23 protein-coding genes are annotated in these 18,856 nt (G+C 62.9%); 16 read left to right on the forward strand and 7 right to left on the reverse strand.

What is annotated here, in order from left to right; genetic code table 11:
* The 3 genes from ASD58_RS19225 to ASD58_RS19235 are packed head-to-tail and all read left to right on the forward strand — an operon-like array spanning position 1 to position 1,518.
* A complete protein-coding gene (locus tag ASD58_RS19225; protein WP_057262822.1) occupies positions 1–273 on the forward strand; it encodes a flagellar biosynthesis anti-sigma factor FlgM in 273 nt (90 codons plus the stop codon).
* Positions 270–698 carry a flagellar export chaperone FlgN gene (gene flgN, locus ASD58_RS19230; RefSeq protein WP_229210023.1) on the forward strand — a complete coding sequence of 143 codons (429 nt, stop codon included), beginning with the start codon at positions 270–272 and terminating at the stop codon, positions 696–698. Before ASD58_RS19225 ends, flgN begins: the two co-directional genes overlap by 4 nt.
* Positions 685–1,518, forward strand: a complete 834-nt coding sequence (locus tag ASD58_RS19235; protein WP_057262823.1) for a glycoside hydrolase family 73 protein — start codon at positions 685–687, stop codon at positions 1,516–1,518. Before flgN ends, ASD58_RS19235 begins: the two co-directional genes overlap by 14 nt.
* Here the strand turns inward: ASD58_RS19235 and flgA are convergent.
* Positions 1,478–2,194 carry a flagellar basal body P-ring formation chaperone FlgA gene (gene flgA, locus ASD58_RS19240; protein WP_229210024.1) on the reverse strand — a complete coding sequence of 239 codons (717 nt, stop codon included), beginning with the start codon at positions 2,192–2,194 and terminating at the stop codon, positions 1,478–1,480. The two genes, ASD58_RS19235 and flgA, sit on opposite strands and share 41 nt — an antisense overlap.
* Positions 2,195–2,254: 60 nt before the next feature.
* Between flgA and flgB the strand changes: the two genes are divergently transcribed.
* The 13 genes from flgB to ASD58_RS31355 all read left to right on the forward strand — a co-directional run bounded on the left by flgB (position 2,255) and on the right by ASD58_RS31355 (position 12,678).
* The gene (gene flgB, locus ASD58_RS19245; protein ID WP_057262824.1) at positions 2,255–2,617 is read left to right on the forward strand and encodes a flagellar basal body rod protein FlgB; all 363 of its coding nucleotides are present in this window, start codon (positions 2,255–2,257) and stop codon (positions 2,615–2,617) included.
* 34 nt (positions 2,618–2,651) lie between these two features.
* Positions 2,652–3,068, forward strand: coding sequence for a flagellar basal body rod protein FlgC (gene flgC, locus ASD58_RS19250; protein WP_057262825.1), 417 nt, complete (start codon positions 2,652–2,654; stop codon positions 3,066–3,068).
* The gene (locus tag ASD58_RS19255; RefSeq protein WP_057262826.1) at positions 3,068–3,736 is read left to right on the forward strand and encodes a flagellar hook assembly protein FlgD; all 669 of its coding nucleotides are present in this window, start codon (positions 3,068–3,070) and stop codon (positions 3,734–3,736) included. Before flgC ends, ASD58_RS19255 begins: the two co-directional genes overlap by 1 nt.
* A gap of 15 nt (positions 3,737–3,751) precedes the next feature.
* Entirely contained in the window at positions 3,752–4,999 is a 1,248-nt protein-coding gene (locus tag ASD58_RS19260) for a flagellar hook protein FlgE (RefSeq protein WP_057262827.1), read from the forward strand.
* 11 nt (positions 5,000–5,010) lie between these two features.
* Positions 5,011–5,739, forward strand: a complete 729-nt coding sequence (gene flgF / locus ASD58_RS19265) for a flagellar basal-body rod protein FlgF (protein WP_057262828.1) — start codon at positions 5,011–5,013, stop codon at positions 5,737–5,739.
* Between the two features lie 13 nt (positions 5,740–5,752).
* The gene (flgG, locus tag ASD58_RS19270; RefSeq protein ID WP_200951631.1) at positions 5,753–6,544 is read left to right on the forward strand and encodes a flagellar basal-body rod protein FlgG; all 792 of its coding nucleotides are present in this window, start codon (positions 5,753–5,755) and stop codon (positions 6,542–6,544) included.
* Entirely contained in the window at positions 6,544–7,203 is a 660-nt protein-coding gene (gene flgH, locus ASD58_RS19275; protein WP_057262829.1) for a flagellar basal body L-ring protein FlgH, read from the forward strand. Before flgG ends, flgH begins: the two co-directional genes overlap by 1 nt.
* Before the next feature lie 10 nt (positions 7,204–7,213).
* Entirely contained in the window at positions 7,214–8,407 is a 1,194-nt protein-coding gene (locus ASD58_RS19280; protein WP_200951632.1) for a flagellar basal body P-ring protein FlgI, read from the forward strand.
* On the forward strand, positions 8,407–8,814 hold the full coding sequence (locus ASD58_RS19285; protein ID WP_082565530.1) for a rod-binding protein: 408 nt from the start codon (positions 8,407–8,409) through the stop codon (positions 8,812–8,814). The genes ASD58_RS19280 and ASD58_RS19285 overlap by 1 nt, the downstream gene beginning before the upstream one ends.
* Positions 8,815–8,898: 84 nt before the next feature.
* Positions 8,899–10,290 (forward strand): flagellar hook-associated protein FlgK, encoded by a 1,392-nt coding sequence (flgK, locus tag ASD58_RS19290; RefSeq protein ID WP_057262830.1) that lies wholly within the window; start codon positions 8,899–8,901, stop codon positions 10,288–10,290.
* A gap of 11 nt (positions 10,291–10,301) precedes the next feature.
* Positions 10,302–11,213, forward strand: a complete 912-nt coding sequence (flgL, locus tag ASD58_RS19295; protein WP_057262831.1) for a flagellar hook-associated protein FlgL — start codon at positions 10,302–10,304, stop codon at positions 11,211–11,213.
* 5 nt (positions 11,214–11,218) lie between these two features.
* Positions 11,219–12,253, forward strand: coding sequence for a hypothetical protein (locus tag ASD58_RS19300; RefSeq protein ID WP_057262832.1), 1,035 nt, complete (start codon positions 11,219–11,221; stop codon positions 12,251–12,253).
* Positions 12,254–12,480: 227 nt separating this feature from the next.
* Entirely contained in the window at positions 12,481–12,678 is a 198-nt protein-coding gene (locus tag ASD58_RS31355; RefSeq protein WP_156401365.1) for a hypothetical protein, read from the forward strand.
* A gap of 438 nt (positions 12,679–13,116) precedes the next feature.
* Here the strand turns inward: ASD58_RS31355 and ASD58_RS31360 are convergent, their stop codons facing one another.
* From ASD58_RS31360 to ASD58_RS19320, 6 genes are all read right to left on the reverse strand, one after another.
* Entirely contained in the window at positions 13,117–13,668 is a 552-nt protein-coding gene (locus ASD58_RS31360) for a hypothetical protein (protein ID WP_156401366.1), read from the reverse strand.
* Entirely contained in the window at positions 13,669–14,097 is a 429-nt protein-coding gene (locus ASD58_RS31365) for a hypothetical protein (protein WP_156401367.1), read from the reverse strand. It lies immediately after the preceding gene.
* A 199-nt stretch (positions 14,098–14,296) separates the two neighbouring features.
* Positions 14,297–14,500 (reverse strand): hypothetical protein, encoded by a 204-nt coding sequence (locus tag ASD58_RS19305; protein WP_057262833.1) that lies wholly within the window; start codon positions 14,498–14,500, stop codon positions 14,297–14,299.
* A gap of 2 nt (positions 14,501–14,502) precedes the next feature.
* Positions 14,503–14,694 carry a hypothetical protein gene (locus ASD58_RS19310; protein WP_057262834.1) on the reverse strand — a complete coding sequence of 64 codons (192 nt, stop codon included), beginning with the start codon at positions 14,692–14,694 and terminating at the stop codon, positions 14,503–14,505.
* Positions 14,695–14,696: 2 nt separating this feature from the next.
* On the reverse strand, positions 14,697–15,767 hold the full coding sequence (xerC, locus tag ASD58_RS19315) for a site-specific tyrosine recombinase XerC (RefSeq protein WP_057262835.1): 1,071 nt from the start codon (positions 15,765–15,767) through the stop codon (positions 14,697–14,699).
* Between the two features lie 11 nt (positions 15,768–15,778).
* Positions 15,779–18,853 carry a CHC2 zinc finger domain-containing protein gene (locus tag ASD58_RS19320; protein ID WP_082565531.1) on the reverse strand — a complete coding sequence of 1,025 codons (3,075 nt, stop codon included), beginning with the start codon at positions 18,851–18,853 and terminating at the stop codon, positions 15,779–15,781.
* Positions 18,854–18,856: the final 3 nt, after the last annotated feature.

The raw sequence follows: 18,856 nt of genomic DNA on the forward strand, positions 1-18,856 counted from the left end.
ATGAGGATTTCCGGTTCCACCCCAGGCACCCCGGTGCAGACCGTGGCCGACAGCGCGCCGGCAGAATCTGCCCGCCCGGCCGCCGCCCCAGCCGCCCAGCGCGAGCTGGAGTCGGCCGTGTTGCAGCCTGCGATGAAAGCCATGCAGGAAATGGGCGACATCGACCACGAACGCGTGGCCCTGTTGCGCGACGCCCTGGCCAAGGGCGAGCTGCCCTTCGACGCCGGCAAGCTGGCCGGCCTGATCCAGAAGTTCCACCGGGGCGAGCAGTGAGCGAGATCAGCCGCCAGGACGCCATGAAGATGCTGCTCGAGGGCATCAGGGCGGACTTGCAAAGTTACCAGCAGATGCTGGACCTGATTGCCCAGCAGTTCGAAGCGGCGATCCGCCACCAGAGCGACCGGCTGGGAGAAATCGCTCAAGAAATCGCCAATTTGGTCGATGTGCTGGAAGCGCGCCGCGCGCAGCGGGTCGAACTGGCGATCCGCCTGGTCGGCCCCCAGCCATCCATGGAACAAGTGTTCACCCTGCTCAAGCCCGAAGCGCGTGCGCGCCTCGAAGCCGATTGGGCGCAACTGGAAGGCATGGTGCAGACGGCGCGCGAAATGGGCCGCCGCAATGCTGACCTGCTGGCGGAGCAATACACCATCATGCAGCGCGTGCTGCATGGCGACGATCAAACCTATGAGCCGGTCTGAATTCACGCCTTTCCGGGCCTTTACAGCAGCCACAGCGCCTACCCAGGCCACGGCAGCCACCATCAGCAATATGAGCGCCACGCGCCCAGCATTGCCGGCGGCGTTCAGCCCTACCCTGGCAGCCAATGCCGGCATGGCAGGCACAGCCGCGACTGGCAGCGCGCACGGCGCCACCAGCGCCACCTTCCGCCAGGTCCACGCCGAAGTGGCGCGCTACATTGCTGCAACCGATGCACCGTCCCCGGCTGCCAGCGGCGCCGGCAATACTTTGACTGCGGACGGCGCCGCCCTGCGCGCCCGCCTTGCGGCACGCGCCATTGGCGGCGATGCGGCTGGCGAAACCAGCGTGCCGAACGAAGCCCAGCAAGCTTTCCTGGAAGCCATCCGCCCGCACGCGGAAGCTGCCGCTGCGCGCCTTGGCGTGGCGCCGGAACTGGTGGCCGCCCACGCGGCGCTGGAGTCAGGCTGGGGCCGTCATGCCCCGGGCAATAATATGTTCGGCATCAAGGCCGGCGGCAATTGGCAAGGCGCGGTGCAGGCGCTGGCAACGCTGGAAGTGGAAGATGGCGTGGCGCACAGCCGCAACGAGCGTTTCCGCGGCTATGGCGATATGGGCGACTCGTTCGAGGACTATGCCGGCATGCTGCTCGACAATCCACGCTACCGGCGCGCCCTCAACACCGGCAGCGATGCGCAAGCCTTCGCGCACGCGCTGCAGGCCGGCGGCTACGCCACCGATCCGGCCTACGCCGACAAGCTGGGCCGCGTAGCGGCCAGCATCAAGGCAAGTCAGCAGGCTCAACAGTTCCCGCATCAATAACGCGCGCCCGGATCTGGGTCCCGCTGCTGTTTTTCACACGGATGATGGCGCCGCGCGTGCCATTGTCCAGCGCTTCCCCTGCCATAGACACTTCGATCTGCTCGCGCTTGGCGACGATACGGACCTGGTCGCCGCGCTTGACCAGTTGTGGCGCTGCCAACATATTCTGCCGGATCACGTCGCCGGCGCGGATGGTACGCCGCGCCGCCATCCCTTCCAGCTCCGCGAAGTCGGAAAAAGCATCGGGAATCAAGGTGATATCGTGGCGCTCCCGCAACAAGTCTAAAGGCGACAGAATTTTTCCGGAAATTAAATCGGTGGCTGCAACTGCAACGTTTGCCGACACCTTGCCCTTGGCAAGGAACTCATAGCGCCAACCTTGCAAGCTTGGGCAAATCACCACGAAGCGCATGCGCGCAATGCCGCGCGGGTCCAGGCTCTCGACCCGCGTTTCAGAGGGACAGTCCGGGATCACGCGATGAGTCCTTATTACTTCAATATCGAACTTCGGTTCAAGCCAGCGTTGACTTTCTGCATTGTTTTTCAATTGATTTTCTGCAGCTAGTTTCACTTTGCTTAGCAATTCTTCCATTGTTGAAGCAGTTGCAACTTGGAAATTTAAAATGCCCAAGAGCAATAGTCCACCAAAAACCGGTACAATAGGATTGTTGGGCACGGGCAATACCTTTAGTATGTAAATTCGAATTCGCTGGGACATTACCAGAGGAGGGAAACGATGGCTATCAATTTCAAGGACGCAGTAGGTTTGCATGCGGATGCATTGCAATTGCGCGCACAGCGCACCCGTGTCCTGGCGTCCAATATCGCCAACGAAAACACGCCGGGCTTCTCGGCACAGGATATCGACTTCAAGGAATCGCTGGCGCGCGTAGAGGCGGAACTGGCAGGCGAGCCGGTCCTCGACGGGGACGGCGAGACCAAGTTCCGCGTGCCCTACCACCCTAGCGGCGACGGCAACACCGTTGAAATTGGCGTCGAGCAAGCCGCCTTTTCGCAAAATGCAACTGACTTCGCAACCAGCCTGACTTTCATCAACATGAAGCTGCGCGGCATTGCCAAGGCCATCAACGGCCAGTAACACCCGGAATACCACTGATCCCAAGGGGAGACCCATGAGCTTTAAAGACATTGCGCAAATTGCCGGTTCGGCGATGGCGGCCCAGACAGTACGCCTGAATACCGTCGCCTCCAACCTGGCCAATGCCGACTCGGTAGCCGGCAGCGAAGGCGAAACCTACCGCGCCCGCAAGCCGGTGTTTGCCACGGTGATGGACGACAACCTCGACGCCGCAGCCGGCGGCCGGGTGCAGGTGCTGGACGTGGTCGAATCGGCCGAGCCGCTGCGCAAGGTGTACGAGCCAGGCAACCCGCTGGCCAATGCCGACGGCATGGTGTTCTACCCCAATGTCAACCAGGTGGCCGAGATGACCGACATGATGTCGGCTTCGCGCGCTTTCGAAACCAATGTGGAAGTACTGGGCCGCATCCGCGGCATGCAGGCTTCCCTGCTCAAACTCGGTGAATCCTGATGGAAACCAACCTGTTCACTAACGCGGCTGCGCAAAACAGCAACCCGACCGGCGTGGCACTGAACGGCGCCTCCAACGAGGGCCGCGACATGTTCACCAAGCTGCTGGTGGCCCAGATCCAGAACCAGGACCCGCTGTCGCCGCAAGATCCGTCCCAGTTCGTCCAGCAACTGACCCAGCTGTCGCAAACCGAAGCGCTGCAGAACCTGGCCAACCTGACCACCGCCAACGCCTCGGTGCTGCAATCGATGCAGGTGCTGGCAATGGGCGCCCAGGTCGGCTCCGACGTGATGGTGCAGTCCAGCCAGGTGACCCTCGACGGCCACAAGGTGAGCGGGGAAGCCACGCTCAGCAGCAACTCGGCCAAGACCAGCCTGGTCCTGACCGCCAGCAACGGCCAGCAATACGAGATCGTGATGGGCACCCTGCCTGCCGGCAGCCACCAGTTCACCATCGACCCGGTCGCGCTCGGTCTGCCAGCCGGCACGTATTCGATGCGCGTGGCCAGCGAGAGCAACCCGAACGTGCCGCTGGCCGTGTTGGGCCGCCTCGACAGCGTTCAGGTCGGCGCCGCCGGTAGCGTTACCGTCAAGATTGATACCGTGGGCGAAGTATCGCCTTCCGCCATTACCGCATTCCGGGGCAAAACCCCGACTACCGCAATTTAACGAAAGGTCCTCGCCATGAGTTTCGATATCGCTTTGTCCGGCATCCAGGCCATCAACGAGCAACTGGGCACGATTTCCAACAATATCGCCAACGCCGGGACCTACGGTTTCAAGTCCAGCCGCGCCAACTTCGCCTCGCTGCACGCCGGTGCGCAGCCGACCGGCGTGCACGTCGGCTCGACCACCCAGTCGATCGGGCTGAACGGCGGCATCCAGGCCACCAACCGCGGCCTGGACGCCCTGATCAACGGCCGCGGCTTCTTCGTGGCCAAGGATTCCACCGGCCAGACCAACTACACCCGCGTCGGCATCTTCACCAAGGACGCTACCGACTTCCTGGTCAACAGCTCCGGCGCCAAGGTGCAGGGCTTCCAGCTGACCCCGCCAAGCATGGTGGCCGGCCCGATGGGCGACATCAAGGTGCCGACCAACCTGCTGACCGCCAAGGCCACCACCAATATCGACTTCGTCGCCAATATGTCGGCCGACTGGACTGTGCCGACCGGTAACATCACCACCAAGCTGCCGGACGCCACCGTCACCCCTGCCGTGGTGCCGGATGCGAACATGTACAACATGTCCAAGGTCACCGTGGTGCACGACTCGCTGGGCAATGAACACACTGTCACCCAGTACTTCGTGAAAGACGCCGCCGCCCGCACCGTGAAAGTGTATTCGGCCGTGGACGGCACCGACCTGGGCGCTGCCGGCGGTTCGCCTTACACCCTGGTATTCGACACCAGTGGCCAGCTCGACCTGACTGCCAACGGCGGCGCGTCCTACGCCCATAACCTGAGCTTCGCGCCAGCCCCGGCGGCGGCCATGACGGTCGAGATCGACTACACCGGCACCACCTTCCAGAAAGGTGAGTCGACCACCTCGACCAACGCCGCCGACGGCTATGCGGCCGGCAGCTATGTGGGCGTGGAACTGGACCAGGCCGGCAATGTGGTGGCCAAATATTCCAACGGCGAAAAGCAAGCCATCGCCCGCCTGGCGATCGCCACCTTCCCCGATGAAGACGCGCTGACCCCGATCAATGAAACCGCCTGGACTTCCAACGTCCAGTCCGGCAATGCCAACCTGTCCGAAGCCGGCCAGGGCGTGGCCGGTGCGCTGACCGTGGCTTCGCTGGAGACCTCCAACGTCGACGTGACCTCGGAACTGGTCAGCCTGATGACCTCGCAACGCAACTACCAGGCCAACTCCAAGGTCATCACCGCGGAGAATGAAATGCTGCAGTCGCTGATGCAAGCCCTGTAAAGGCGGACTGAATGGACGCGCTGATCTACACCGCGATGAGCGGCGCCGAGCGGGCCATGCGTGGCCAGCAGGTGCATGCCAACAACCTCGCCAACCTCGACACCAACGGCTTCCGCGCCAACCTCGAACTGGCGCAGGCAGCCAAGCTGCCGGGCTATGGCTACGACGACCGCCATATGTCGCAAATGCAGTCGAATGCCGTGACCGACCGCCAGGGCGCGCTGCGCCAGACCGGCCGCGACCTGGACGTGGCGATTTCCGGCCCCGGCTACTTCGCCGTGCAGGGCCCGACCGGCGAGGCCTACACCCGCGCCGGCGCCATCACCCTTGATGCCGACGGCACCATGACCGTCAACGGCATGCAGTTGCTGGGCGAAGGCGGCCCGATCACCCTGCCGGTGCACCGCAAGGTGGAAATCGGCCAGGACGGCACGGTCTCGATCCTGGGCCCGACCGCCAATGCCGAGATGCAGGTGGTCGACAAGCTCAAGCTGGTGCGCGCCGAGGCCTCCGAGCTGACCAAGAATGAAGCGGGCCTGATGGTGGCGCGCGACGGCCAGTTGCTGGGCACCGACCCGACCGTGCAAGTGAAGGCAGGCCATCTGGAAGGCGCCAACGTCACGGCAGTCGAAGAAATGGTGGCCACCATGAGCCTGAATCGTACCTTCGAAATCCAGATGAAATTGTTCAAGGCCGCCGACGATATGACTTCAGTCGGCAACAAACTGATTAGCGGCTAACAGGAGAATCCCGATGAATCCAGCAATGTGGATCAGCAAAACCGGCGTGCAGGCGCAAGATGCAAAGCTGCAAGCCATCGCCAACAACCTGGCCAACGCCAATACCGTCGGCTTCAAGCGCGACCGCGTGGTGTTCGAAGACCTGTTCTATTCGATCGACCAGCAGCCGGGCGCCCAGCGTGCCGACAACAACACCCTGAACCCGTCCGGCGTTCAGATGGGTAACGGTACCCACCTGGTCGGCACCCAGAAGATTTTCACCAACGGCAATATCCAGACCACCAATAACGCGCTCGACGTGGCGGTGATGGGCAATGGTTTCCTGCAAGTGCGCCGCCCGAACGGCGAACCGGCCTACACCCGCGCCGGCCAGCTGCAAGTCGACAAGGACGGCGTGCTGGTGAATGCCTCCGGCCTGCCGCTGGTGCCGCAAATCACCGTGCCGGCCAATGCCACCGCCATCACCATCGGCGAGAACGGCACCGTGTCGGCCACCATTCCCGGCAATACCACGCCGACCGAACTGGGCCAGTTGACCCTGACCTCCTTCATCAATCCGACCGGCCTGCAAGCGCTGGGCGAAAACATGTTCGCGGAAACCCCGGCCTCCGGCGCGCCGACCGAAGGCCGCCCTGGCGACGCCCAGTTCGGCAAGCTCAAGCAGGGCGCGCTGGAAGGCTCCAACGTGCAGGTGGTGGAAGAGATGGTGGACATGATCGCTGCCCAGCGTACCTACGAAATGAACACCAAAGTTTTGACAGCAGCGGATAATATGCTGCAGTACCTGGCACAGGCCGCACGCTGATGAAAACCGCACTGCCCGCGCTGGCCCTGGTCCTGCTGGCTGGTTGCTCCAGCCTGCAGCCGACCGTGCGCCCGGCGCCCTACGAAGAAGCGCCTGCCCTGTCCCGTTCCGCGCTGCCGCGCGGCACTTCGGGTGGCGTCTTCAATCCTGACAGCAGCATCTCGCTGGTGTCGGACAGCCGCGCCTTCCGCGTTGGCGATATCGTCACCGTGATCCTGCAGGAAACCACGCATGCATCGAAGAGTGCCGGCACCACCCTGGCCAAGGATTCCAGCGTCGGCATCGCCTCGCCAAGCCTGCTGGGCAAGACCTTCCCGAAAGCCGGCGTCGATATTTCGGCCGAGCGCGGTTTCAAGGGCGATGCCCAGAGCACCCAGCAAAATGCACTGAGCGGCGCGATTACCGTGATCGTGCAGGAAGTGATGCCGAACGGCTTGCTGAAAGTGGCCGGCGAAAAAATCTTGACCCTGAACCAGGGCGAAGAGTTCGTGCGCCTGCGCGGCTTCCTGCGCGCGGCCGATATCGATGCCAACAACCAGGTGTCGTCGCAGCGCATTGCCAATGCACGCATCGCTTACGGCGCCCAGGGCACGCTGGCCGATACCAACCAGCCGGGCTGGCTGACGCGCTTCTTCCTTGGCCCTTTGATGCCTTTCTGAGGTGATGGATATGTTCAGTTTCAAAACCGGCAAGGCAGTGTCTGACCCGCAGGGTCAGACACTGGCTGGCGGCCGCCGCGTAGCAGTGTCAGACCCTGCGGGTCTGACATTGGTTTACCGGTTTGTGGCAGCGCTGCTATTAGCCATCGCACTGCCCGCCACCGCCGCGCCCCAACTGCGCAACCTGGTCGCCATCGAAGGCGTGCGCGACAACCCCTTGGTCGGCTACGGCCTGGTGGTCGGCCTGAACGGTTCAGGCGACTCGACCCAGGTCAAGTTCGCCAGCCAGTCGGTAGTCAATATGCTCAAGCAATTCGGCGTCAAAATGCCGGACGGTGCCGACGCCAAGTCAAAAAACGTGGCCGCAGTAATGGTGTCCGCCGTCTTCCCGCCCGGCTACCGGCGCGGCCAGCCGATCGACGTCACGGTTTCCTCGCTGGGCGACGCCAAGAGCCTGCGCGGCGGTTCCCTGTTGCTGACCCCATTGAAGGCCGCCGACAACGAAGTGTACGCGCTGGCGCAAGGCAATGTGGTGGTGGGCGGCCTGTCGGCCTCCGGCAAAAGCGGCTCGTCCGTGACCGTCAACACCCCGACTGCCGGCCGCATCCCGAACGGCGCCGTGATCGAACGCGAGATCGCCACCGACTTTGCCACCAAGCCATCGGTGCACCTGTCGCTGAAGCAGCCGAATTTCGAAACCGCCACCAATATCGTGGAAGCCATCAACCGCAAGTTCGGCAACGTCGCCAGCACGGCAGACGGCACCGGCATTGATGTGCTGGCGCCGGAAAACCCAACCCAGCGCGTTGCCTTCATGGCCAAGCTGGAAGCGCTGCCGATCGAAGTCGGCCAGGATGTCCCGAAAGTGGTGTTCAACTCGCGCACCGGCACCGTGGTAATTGCCGATGGCCTGCGCGTGAAAGCTGCCGCCGTGACCCACGGCTCGCTCAAGGTAGTGATTTCGGAAAGCTCGAAAGTCAGCCAGCCGGCTCCGTTCAGCCAGGGCCAGACCGCCATCACCCCGCAATCGAACGTGGCGGTGAACGAAGCCAAGCCGCAAATGTTCAAATGGCCGGCCGGCGCCAAGCTGCAAGCCATCATCGACGTGGTCAACAGCCTGGGCGCGACGCCGGATGACATCATGGCAATATTGCAAGCCCTCGACCAGGCCGGCGCCATCGAAGGCGAACTGGTGGTGATCTGATGGACAGCCGCTTCCTGCCCCTGCCGGTACGCCAGCTGGACATCGGCCAACCCGAACAACCGAAGGTCGGGCAAGCCGCCCCTGCCCCGCAAACCGAGGAAGCGCATTACCGCGACAAGGCCACCAACGCGGCCGTCAAGTTCGAGAGCTTCTTCATCGCCCAATCGCTGCACAAGATGCGCGACGCCACCAAGGCCATGGCCGACGACGACAGCATCTATAAAGACTCGATCAACAGCGACATGCTGGACATGGCCGACAATATGGTGGCCGACCAGTTGGCCGGCCGCCGCGCCTTCGGCGTTGCCGACGCCATCCTGCGCCAGTTGTTGCCAGCCGCCCCGGCTGCGGCAGCTTCCCCGCAAGAAATTTCAGTTTTATCCAAGAAAAATCCGACCGACGCTTAATCTCCCCATTGGCGCGGTCGCCTTTACTCGTTAACGGGCCAAGATGCCATTGAGCAACGGCCCAGTCTAAGGGAAGATTGCACCATGTCGATTATCAACAATGCACTGTCCGGATCGTTGGCCGCCCAAGCCGCCATCAATACGACCAGCCAGAACATTGCAAACTTGCAAACGAAGGGCTATACCCGCCAGGGTGTGCTGCTGTCGGCGGTCGCCCCCGCCACCGGTTCCGGCGGCCCCGGCTTCGGCGTTGAAGTTAGCAAGCTGATCCGCTTCTCCGACTCGTACAAGAGCCAGCAATTGTGGCGCGCCAACTCCGAACTCGGCTCGCGCACCCAGACCCAGCCATACTTCACGCAGCTCGAGCGCGTGATGGGCGACGAACAGACCAGCCTGTCGAATGGCGTCGACCAGTTCTTCCGCGCCCTGAACGCGGCTGGCGTCGACCCGGTATCGACCCCGCTGCGCCAGCAGGTGCTGACGGCTGCCAACGCCATGGCGCAATCGTTTAACAGTATTTACAACGTCACGCGACAGCAGCAAGTGTCGATCACGCAGCAGCGCGACGCCATGCTGCCGCAGCTGAACACCCTGAGCGCCAATATCGCCGCCCTGAACAACCGCATTATCCAGGCCGGCTCGCTTGGCACCAATACCTCGGCCCTGGTCGACGAGCGCGACCGCGCCATCGATTCGTTGGCCAACCTGGTTTCGGTGGAAGTGCTGGAACAGCCGGACGGCACCCGCAGCGTTTCCCTGCGCAGCGGCCAGCCGCTGGTGGTCGGCAACCTGGCCGGCACCCTGTCGATGAACCCGTCGACCACCCCCGCCTCGCTGGAACTGAAGTTTGCCGGCACCACCTTCGGCCTGGACGACACCAAGGTCGGCGGCCAGCTCGGCGGCATTGGCGACTTTGAAAAGAACACCCTGCAACCGCTGCAGCAGTCGCTGCTCGACATGGCCAACCAGCTCGCCACCAAGGTCAATACCACGCTGGCCGCCGGCTACAAGCCAGACGGCCTGCCAGGCCCGCCTCCGACCGCCACCCCAGGCACTGCCCTGTTCGCCTTTAATGCAACGGGCGCCGGCGGCATCCTCGGTCTGGTCCCAGGCATCCAGGCCCAGGACCTGGCATTCTCGTCCAACGGCGCGCCTGGCGACAGCAAGAACCTGCAAGACCTGATCGCCATCAAGGGCCAGCCGATCACCCTGACTTCGATCGGCACGGTGCTGATTGGCGATGCCGACACCCAACTGGTGGGCAAACTGGGCATCGACAGCGGCCAGAACCAGTCGCTGCTGGATACCGCCACCACCATCCGCCAGCAATCGGAAGACGATTGGGCCGCGACCAGCTCCGTCAACAAAGACGAAGAAGCGATCAACCTGGTCGAGTTCCAAAATATGTATCAGGCGAACATGAAGGTGATCGCCGTTGCCAACACCCTGTTTGACGCCACCTTGGCCTTGTTCTGAGGATTATTGAAATGCGTATCGCCTCCAGCCAGTTCCAGGCATCCATGAACCGCTCGCTGCAGATCAACCAGACGGTGATCGCCAAGCTGACCGAGCAAATGGCCACTGGCAACAAGATCCATGTGCCGTCCGACGAGCCGATCGCCAATGTGCGGCTGTCGCGCCTGCGCCGCGAAGAAAACATCGTCAGCCAGTACGTCGACAACATCAATTCGGTCAAGATCCGCCTGTCCAAGAACGAAACCTACCTGAGCTCGATGGTGGACGACATGGGCGCCGCGCGCGACCTGTTCGTCTGGGCCTCCGACGGGTCCAACACGCCGGCCGACCTGAACTCGATGGTCAACAGCCTGGTGGCGCTGCGCGATTCGCTGTACTTCAATGGCAATACCAAGGACCAGGAAGGCAAGTTCATCTTCTCCGGCACCCTGACCTCGACCCCGGCGCTGACCCTCAACGCCGCCGCCGCGCCCGGCTCGCGCTATAGCTACAGCGGCAATAACGGCACCCAGGAAGTGGTGGTCGGCAATGGCATCACCCAGCCCGCCAACGTCACCGTGCAAGGCATGGACACCTACCTGAACCAGCTCGACGTGGCGATCAGCATGCTGAGCAGCCCAACCGTGGACGCCAACGACCCCGTGCTGCAAGGGGTGCTGAAAACCGCGCTGGACGGCACCGACACCGCGCTGGGCCTGATTTCGGGCAAGATCGCCCAATTTGGCGGCGCCCAGAACGTGATGGAAACCCTGGCCAACAACCACGGCAACGTCAGCCTTTCGAACAAGATCGCGATCACCGATATCGCCCAATTGGATTACGGCCTCGCGGCCACCCAGCTGTCTGGTTACAATAGCGCCCTACAAGCGACTTACCAGGCCTATTCGAAGGTCAGCGGACTGTCGCTGTTTAACGTACTGTAAATATCATGGAAATCGCCCAGCGCCCCAGCACAACCGGCCCCTCCGCCCGCGCCACCGCCAATCCGGCGCCAGGCCAGGCCGAGACGGCGCTGGGGGACGCTGGCGCGGCGATCGACCAGGCTGCAGCCAGCAAGGCGCCCGCGCCGCTGCGCCGCGGCCTGAGCAATATGGACGCCCCGCTGCAAAACGACGTCTCGGGCGCCCAGCAAGCAATTGATTTCCTCGAACAGACAGCCGCCCAGCTGCGCGCGCTGAAAACCGACCTCGCCGCCAAGCTCACCACGCGCAATATGCGCGACGGCCAGGTAGAAGCACGCGTGCGCCAATTCAGCGAAACCTGGCGCAACCGCACCCAAGCCTCCGGCGGAACGCTCGACGCGCAACTGAACTACTCCAACCAGCCATCGACCCAGCGCTTCACAGTGCGCGGCATGACGCTGGCCAACCTGCGCAACGGCGCCCGTGAAACCCTGGCCATCTCGGTCGGCGGCGGCACCGCGGGCTTGCGTTCGGTGCACCTGGCGCCCGGCCTGTCCGACGGCGAAATCGTTTCCCGCTTCGACCAGGCCATGGCGCCGGCCGGGGTGCGCGTATCGGTCAACAAGGATGGCGAGCTGGTGTTCACAGCGCCGGAAAGCGCCTGGCCCGGCATTCGCGATTCGCTGGCCGTGCAAGGTTCCGGCATCCGCTTCCCGGCGGGCCAGCTCAACCGCATCAAGGCCGACGCCGAAGCACCGGCCGTGGTGCCCGAAGGCTGGGGCACCAGCGACATCGAATCGATGCGCGCCACGCTGCAGCAAGTGACGCAAGCCTTGGCCCACGTCGAAGCCGCCTTGTCGAAAGTGCGCCAGGAACTCGCCGCCGCCAGCCAGCGCGTGCAAAGCGAGTTGCCGGAAATCGAAGTCGCCGGCATGGGCCAGATGGCCGAAGTCTTCGCCAACGTCGCCAACGAGCCCGGCTACTCCGCCCTGGTCTCCCTCACCTCCGCCCTGGTCGGCATCAACCGCGACCGCGTCGTCTCCCTGTTACGCCTTTCCTAATCCGTCGAGCCTTAGGCATTGCGCTCAGGGATCTATCTGGTTCCAACTCGCTAAGGAAACCGGATTGCAGTTGCTATGTTCGCAGCCAAAGGAGAAGCCGCAATTAAGTACAGAGCGTTAAGTACAGAGCGCTATAAATCACAATCAGCCGGGAGCTGGTAGCATCAGGTGCTGCAGCTCGACAGTAAGATCGGACCGCGATGACAGGCATGCGACGATCCAAGCCGATGGAAATCGCAGCTGCCAAAGGATCATGCGAAGTTGTGACGGCCGCCGAACAGCAACGTATGAAATGCATAGCCATCGACCCACTTCAACCAACTCCGCCGCAATCCACCGTCATTGGTCATGTGCCTATTCGCGGACTCGATGGCGCTGCGGCGACCGATGTTGCGACTCAGGCGCTGACCGCCGATGCGTCCTAAATGTGCAATGAATAAGTTGGCGGCAGACGGCGAACCGAAGCGACAAGCGCCGCAAGGCGCGTGCCGTGTAGCACGAACGGATCATGCATAGCCTTTGCCTTCCACACCGCACACCGAGCGCCTAGACTGCCTGCAATCGCGCCCACTTCAGCGCGAGCACCTCGATCCTCGTCCTTTCCTGCTTTCCCATGCCGGTCGTCGTCATGACATCCGCGGCGGGTTTCGCTGGAGGTTTCTCAACAACGCCTAGGCTGAGTTTCTTTATTTCACCGGGACCAAGGCTATTCATGCCCTTGAGGTCGTTGAGGGCTTGATCCGTCTTACTATTTTGTCGCCAACACCTTCAGGAAGTTGCGGTCACTGATCCTTGCCCGGTGCTTATTCCAACAGTTCGTAAAATTTGGTTTGAAATAGTCAAAACCGTGCTCATTCATCAAATCAACCCGAATAAGGGGTTGCCAAATGCCATCCTTCTTTCAACATATCGTCGGCGTTATTTGTAACGTAGGCAACTCTCTTTCCTGAAGAAACTCGGCGAGATCCCTTGCGAATTGGTTTAACGAAACCCGCGTAATAACGTTTGATTGCATCGCCTGACATTTCACGTTCTCCAGTTGCAGGATTTTCGATGCGATCAAGAAAGCTAATTAACGAACACGGAATAACAGACACCCCGTTCTTTACAAATGGAAAGAAGAAATGTATCTCAATCACCGGCCCACCTTCGGCGGCCCTAGCCGTCCAATATTTCATGCCTTCCCTTTCGTATTCAAGTAACGACACGGGGTACTTGGTAAATGATTCGTGTTCAAGCAAAAAAGCATGCCCACCCGCCAACACAGCAGCCGATATTTCATCGAACGATGTGCAATATTTAGCCGAAGGGGTTGGTAATGGAATCTTCCACTGAACTTTACAGCCATTTTCAAGAGCCTCATAAAGTAACGTAACAAGGTCCTTTTCTGTGCAAAATAAGTTAAATTCAGCCATTCATTTCAATCCATGCGTTTCGTGAGGGATGCCCAACCTATCATACTCTGCCTCGCGGAGAATGTTACGCTTGGAAGTTGGTTTTCGCTCTGCCTCAAAGATTTTTCTCGTATTTCCTTCCTTATCCACAATTTGAACGTCAGGCTTACGATTCGAATCATGTCCCCGCACCTTCCTATTTTCTAATACGGTTTCGCCATCCTGCGCTTCACTTTCTGCTTTTTCGACCAATTCCTTTACCTTGTCTTTATGGTCTTGTTTTCCGTTCTGCCCATCTGGATTTGGTGGTTGCTTTTTCCCCTCTTTGTCTGTACTGACTACCCCTTCGTCTGTACCAACAGAGAACCCCACCGCGTCCCGCCGTACCGAAACGCTTGAACCCCAGCATCCATGCGGCTTCCCGCGCCATGCGCAGGCTGCAATCGCCATTTTGCGGAGCGAGACCCCCTAATGCAGTTTTTGTTCTATCAGCGGCCAGCAATCCGGCGCAGTATATCAGCGTGGATATGCGCAATGTTAGCGGACGTGCAAATTCTGGGAAGTGCCGGCGGCCGGTGGCGATGTGCGTATGCCGCCAGGCGGGCGAGGTGTCAGCGCGTTCGATGGATGGCCGGCATGTTCGGCTGGGCTAAGGCTGCGGCTCACTGTCCGGGGAGGCGTCCATTGGTTCCAGGTCGTTGGGCCAGACCTGCCAAACCAGCTCGGGATGCGCCTGCCAGTCTTCGCCGATCCTCGCCACTCTTACCATGCCCGGCGTCACTGCCGGCAAGCCAACCAGGATCAGGTTATCGAGGCCGCCGCGCTCGCGGTAGCGCCGTGTCAAGGCATCCATGGTCAACGCGGCGCATAGCCGGCGTCGGCCAGCGCCTTGCGCACGCGCTCGCCGGCTTCCAGCATGGTCCACGCCTCGTCGGGGTCAACGGCGAGCCGGCGGTAGTCGTCCAGGCCGACCCGCTTGAGGAACTGCGCGAGCGCCAGCGCCTCGTCGGCCGGCAGATCGAATGCCAGGTACACGGTGCGGTCCATGTTTAATCCTCCTCGCCGGCTTCGGCGTCCAGCATGGCCAGCAAGGCGTCGCGCTCAATGGCGTCGCCGGCATCGCCCTGCCCGGCCTGGCCGGCGGCGATCACGCGCCCCGGATGGGTGGCGGTGTGGATGTCCTTGAGCATGCGGATGCTGACCTGGGCGTAAATCTGCGTGGTGTTCAGGTTGGCGTGGCCCAACATGGCTTGTATAAAACGGATGTCGGCGCCGTTCTCCAGCATCAGGGTCGCCATCGTGTGGCGGAACAGGTGGCAGGCGCCGGTCTTGCCCAGCTTGGCCGCGTTCACGTGGTCGCGCACCAGTTGCGTGAGCCGGTTCGGCGTGAACGACTCGCCCAGGTTCGACAGGAACAGCGTGCCGTCGTCGCCGCCGATGGCCAGCTCTGGCCGCACGTCGTCGCGGTACTTGGCGATCCACTCCAGGGCGCGTTCGCCAATGGGCACCATGCGGTCCTTTCTGCCTTTTCCCTGGCGGATCATCACCGTGCCTCGGTCGGCATCCACGTCGTGCAGGTGCAGCCCGATCAGCTCCATGCGCCGCATGCCGGTGCTGTACAGCGTCTCCATCATGGCGCGGTCGCGGATACCGGTGGCCGTGCCCAGGTCGGGCTGGGCCAGCACGGTCTCCGCCTCCTTGATGCTCAAGACGTGCTTGGGCAGGCGGCGCTCCAGCCGGGGCAACTCCAGGTCGCTGGCCGGGTTGTACAGGATGTGGTTTTGCCTTGCCAGCCATTTGAAGAAGGCGCGCAGTGGCGTGACGCGGGTGTGCTGGCTGCGCGTGGTGAGCGGCTGGCCGTCCTCCTTCCGGTACAGGAACAGGTATCTCTGGTAGCGCTCCAGAATCGGCTTGGTGATGTCCTGCGGCCGGTTCAGGCCGCGCTCCTCGCACCACAGCAGGAAGTAGCGGATATAGGTGTCGCGGCCCTCGACGGTGGCGGCCGAGTAGTTCTTCTCGGCCTGCCAGGCGTTGAAGCGTTGCAGGTGGTGATACAGGCTGTCGCGGTCGCGCACGTCGCCGATCACTGGCTTGGTGGTGGATTGGCCTTTACGTGGCATGGCGGCCTGCCTCAGGCGTCGCCGGCCAGGGCGGGCGCGGCTGGTTTGCGGTACGACGGCGGCAAGTGCGAGACCGTCTGATGCGCGTCCTGCGCGTCGCCGCCATCAGTTTCGCCGTAAGCCGCATCGGCACTGGCGTGAACGGCAATTTCAGCGCCCCGGCCAGCACCCGACCGGCCACCGACCACACCCCGACCGGGGGCCGACCGCTCGCCCGTTACCCCCGACCGCTGCGCGTCGTAAGGCAAGGTATCCGCGTCCGCATTGCCCTTTTGCTGGAACTGCGCCATGTCGGCCAGGCCCATCAGGAAGCGCCCGCCGGCATCGCCCTCGCCGTCATACACCAGCTCGTATTCCAGCCCCTGGCCACGGGCCACACGGTGCGCCAGTACGTATTCCAGTTCGGCCAGCCGCGCCAGGTGCACCTTGAGCTGGGTATCGCCCCAGCCGGTCAGCTCGCGCACCTGGCGGCGGCTAAAGCGGAAGTCGCCCGGCTTCATCGCCAGCCGCTCGGCCTCGCCCTTGACCCAGCCGTGCAAGGTTGTCAGCAGCTTGCGCGTTTGCGGCGGCAGCTCGTCCAGCGTGCGGCCCAGCACATCGTGCGCCAGCCGGTTGGCGGTGCTGATGTCGGCCGGCGTGACCTCGATGTACGCTACCTGCTTGCCGCGGTGCTGCACCGTGTGGATCGGCCTTTGGTACTGGTGCAGGAAGGTGATGGCGCGGATCAGCGACAGGTATTTCATGTGGTCGCGCCGGGTGCGCGTTTTGTCGTCCAGGAAGGTGAGTTGGTCGGCGTAGGGATTCACCACTTTCAGCGGTTGCAGCAGGCGCTGCGCGTTGCGGTGCAGGGTGAGGATCGCGTCACGGTCCTCGTCAGCCAGCAAGCCTTCCAGGGTCTGGCGGTTGCGCTGGATCGCGTGGATGGCACGGGTCTGCTCGCGGCTCTCGTTCACCGTCAGCACCACGCAACGGTTCAGCAGTTCCTCATCGATGTCGATCGCCGTCGTGGTCAGGAACAGCATCACCGGCCCTTCCACCTTGTATTCATGGGTCGTCAACAGGCCAGTGGTGGCGTCCTTGCCGGTGGACGCCATGCTCACCTGGCCGTCCGATTGCAGCAGCTTCAAGGCGTAGCTGGCCTGCGCCGCGCCCTCCTCCTCGGCAATGGCAAGTATCTTGTGTTTCAAGCTCGTCTCGCCCATGTAGAACAGGCTTTGCCCCGTCATGGCCGAGTAGCGCACCTGGCTTTCCGCCGGCATCAGGGCCAGCACCGCGTCCATCAGCGAGCTTTTTCCCGCCGCGCTGGACGACTGGATCAGCACCGCCAGCGGCTTGTCCAACTGGCGCGACACGGCGGCCAGGTAGCCCACCAGCTTGTTGGTCTCTTCGCCCACCACGCCGCAGGCGTCGAAGTCGGCCAGGATGCGCGCCAGCAGCTCGGGCGACTGCAACAGCTCCAGGGCGGCGGCCTGCTCGGCATCGGTCAAGACCGGCCCGGCGTCCTCCTTCTTGAGCGCCGCTTGCAGATTCGCCGTTTGCAGTTCCTCCAATTTCAGCAGCACGCGGCCAAGGTCGTGTTTCAGCACGTCCTCGGCCTCGCCCAGCTCGATGCCGGCCTGTTTTATAAACGCCGCCCGCGCCTTGGCCTGGTACAGGTCGAAGGTGTCGATGTGGAAGCGCTCGTCGCGCGACACCAGCAGGTTCACTTTCAGCGCCTCGGGGTTCAGCGGCTTTTTCCAGCCGCGCACACGGTAGCGCCGCTCGCCATAGGCCAGCACCAGTTCGGCATCGCTTTGCTCGACCGGCGTATCGGTGGCCGGCGCGGGCGGCATCGGGCTGGCCAGCGTCGGTTCGGGGATGGCCGGCGTGGCGGGGGCGGCCGGCGCGGACGGATCGAGTGCCACATCGGCGGCTAAAGAAGAAGCGGCGGCCAGGCCATCGGCCGCCGTGCTGGTCGGCGGGGGCGCTTTGCCTTCCCCCATCCATTCAGCCTTGCGGATCAACAGGGCCAGCGCCTTGTCCGGCGGGGCCATCTTGAGCGCGTACTCGTTGGCGTCCATCCCCTTCGGGAACTGGATGCGATGGCAGGCGATGCCCTCGGCCGTCAAGCGCTTCGCCAACGCGTCGGCGGCCTGGTTGCCGGCGTCATCACGGTCGTAGGCGATCAGCACCCGTTTGACGCCATGCCGCTGGAACGCCGCCAGGTGGTCGTCCGTGAACCCGCCCGCGCCATAGCTGGCGGTGACGTTTCTAAAACCATGCACCCAGAACGTCATGGCGTCGATCAGCGCTTCGCACAGGATCACTTCGCCGCCGCTGGCAATGATCCCTTCCTCGTTCCACACGCCGGCATGCGGGCCGGGCAGGTACAGGTGGTAGGCGGTGCCGGTGCGCAGGTTGCTGAGCACCTTGCGGCCGTACACTTCGTGGATCACGCCATTCTGGTCGATCACCGGCACGACCAGCGAGCCGTTGAAGTGTTCGTGGCCGGACTCGCGCAGCAGGCCGATGGCTTGCAGCCGGCCGCGCACTTCCTGGCCTTCCTTCCACGCCTTGGCCGGCAGGCGGTAGCCCAGCGTGCGGTTGGCGTAGCCGAGTCTGAACCGCTCGATCAGGTCGGGATGGTTCAGGCCCCGCGTTTGCAGGTAGGCCAGCGCTTCCGGGCTTTGCTTCAAGGTCTCGTGGTAGTAGTCCAGCACCTGGCGCATGGCGACCTGGCCGTCCGCGTCGGCGGCCAGCGGCAACGGCGCGGCCTTGAACTTGCCCGTGGCCAGCGGCGCGCTTGGTGCCGGCGTCGTGCCCAGCCCCAGTTCGCTGCGCAGGCGCTCAACGGCGGCACGGAACGACAGCTTGTCGAACTTCATCAGCCAGTCCACCGGCCCGCCGGCCGCCTCGCAGCCGAAGCAGTGAAACAGGTTTTTAGATGGCGTCACGATCAGGCTGGGCGTGCCGTCTGCGTGGAACGGACAGCGCCCGGCGTAGTCCTTGCCCTGCTTGCGCAGCTCGATGCCGGCCGCCTCCACCAGCCGCACCAGCGACACTTCCGCCTTTAGCCGCTCGATTTCTGCTTCCTGGATACGTGCCATTCG

It is taken from the genome of Duganella sp. Root1480D1, from assembly GCF_001427305.1.
GTDB lineage: Bacteria > Pseudomonadota > Gammaproteobacteria > Burkholderiales > Burkholderiaceae_D > Rugamonas.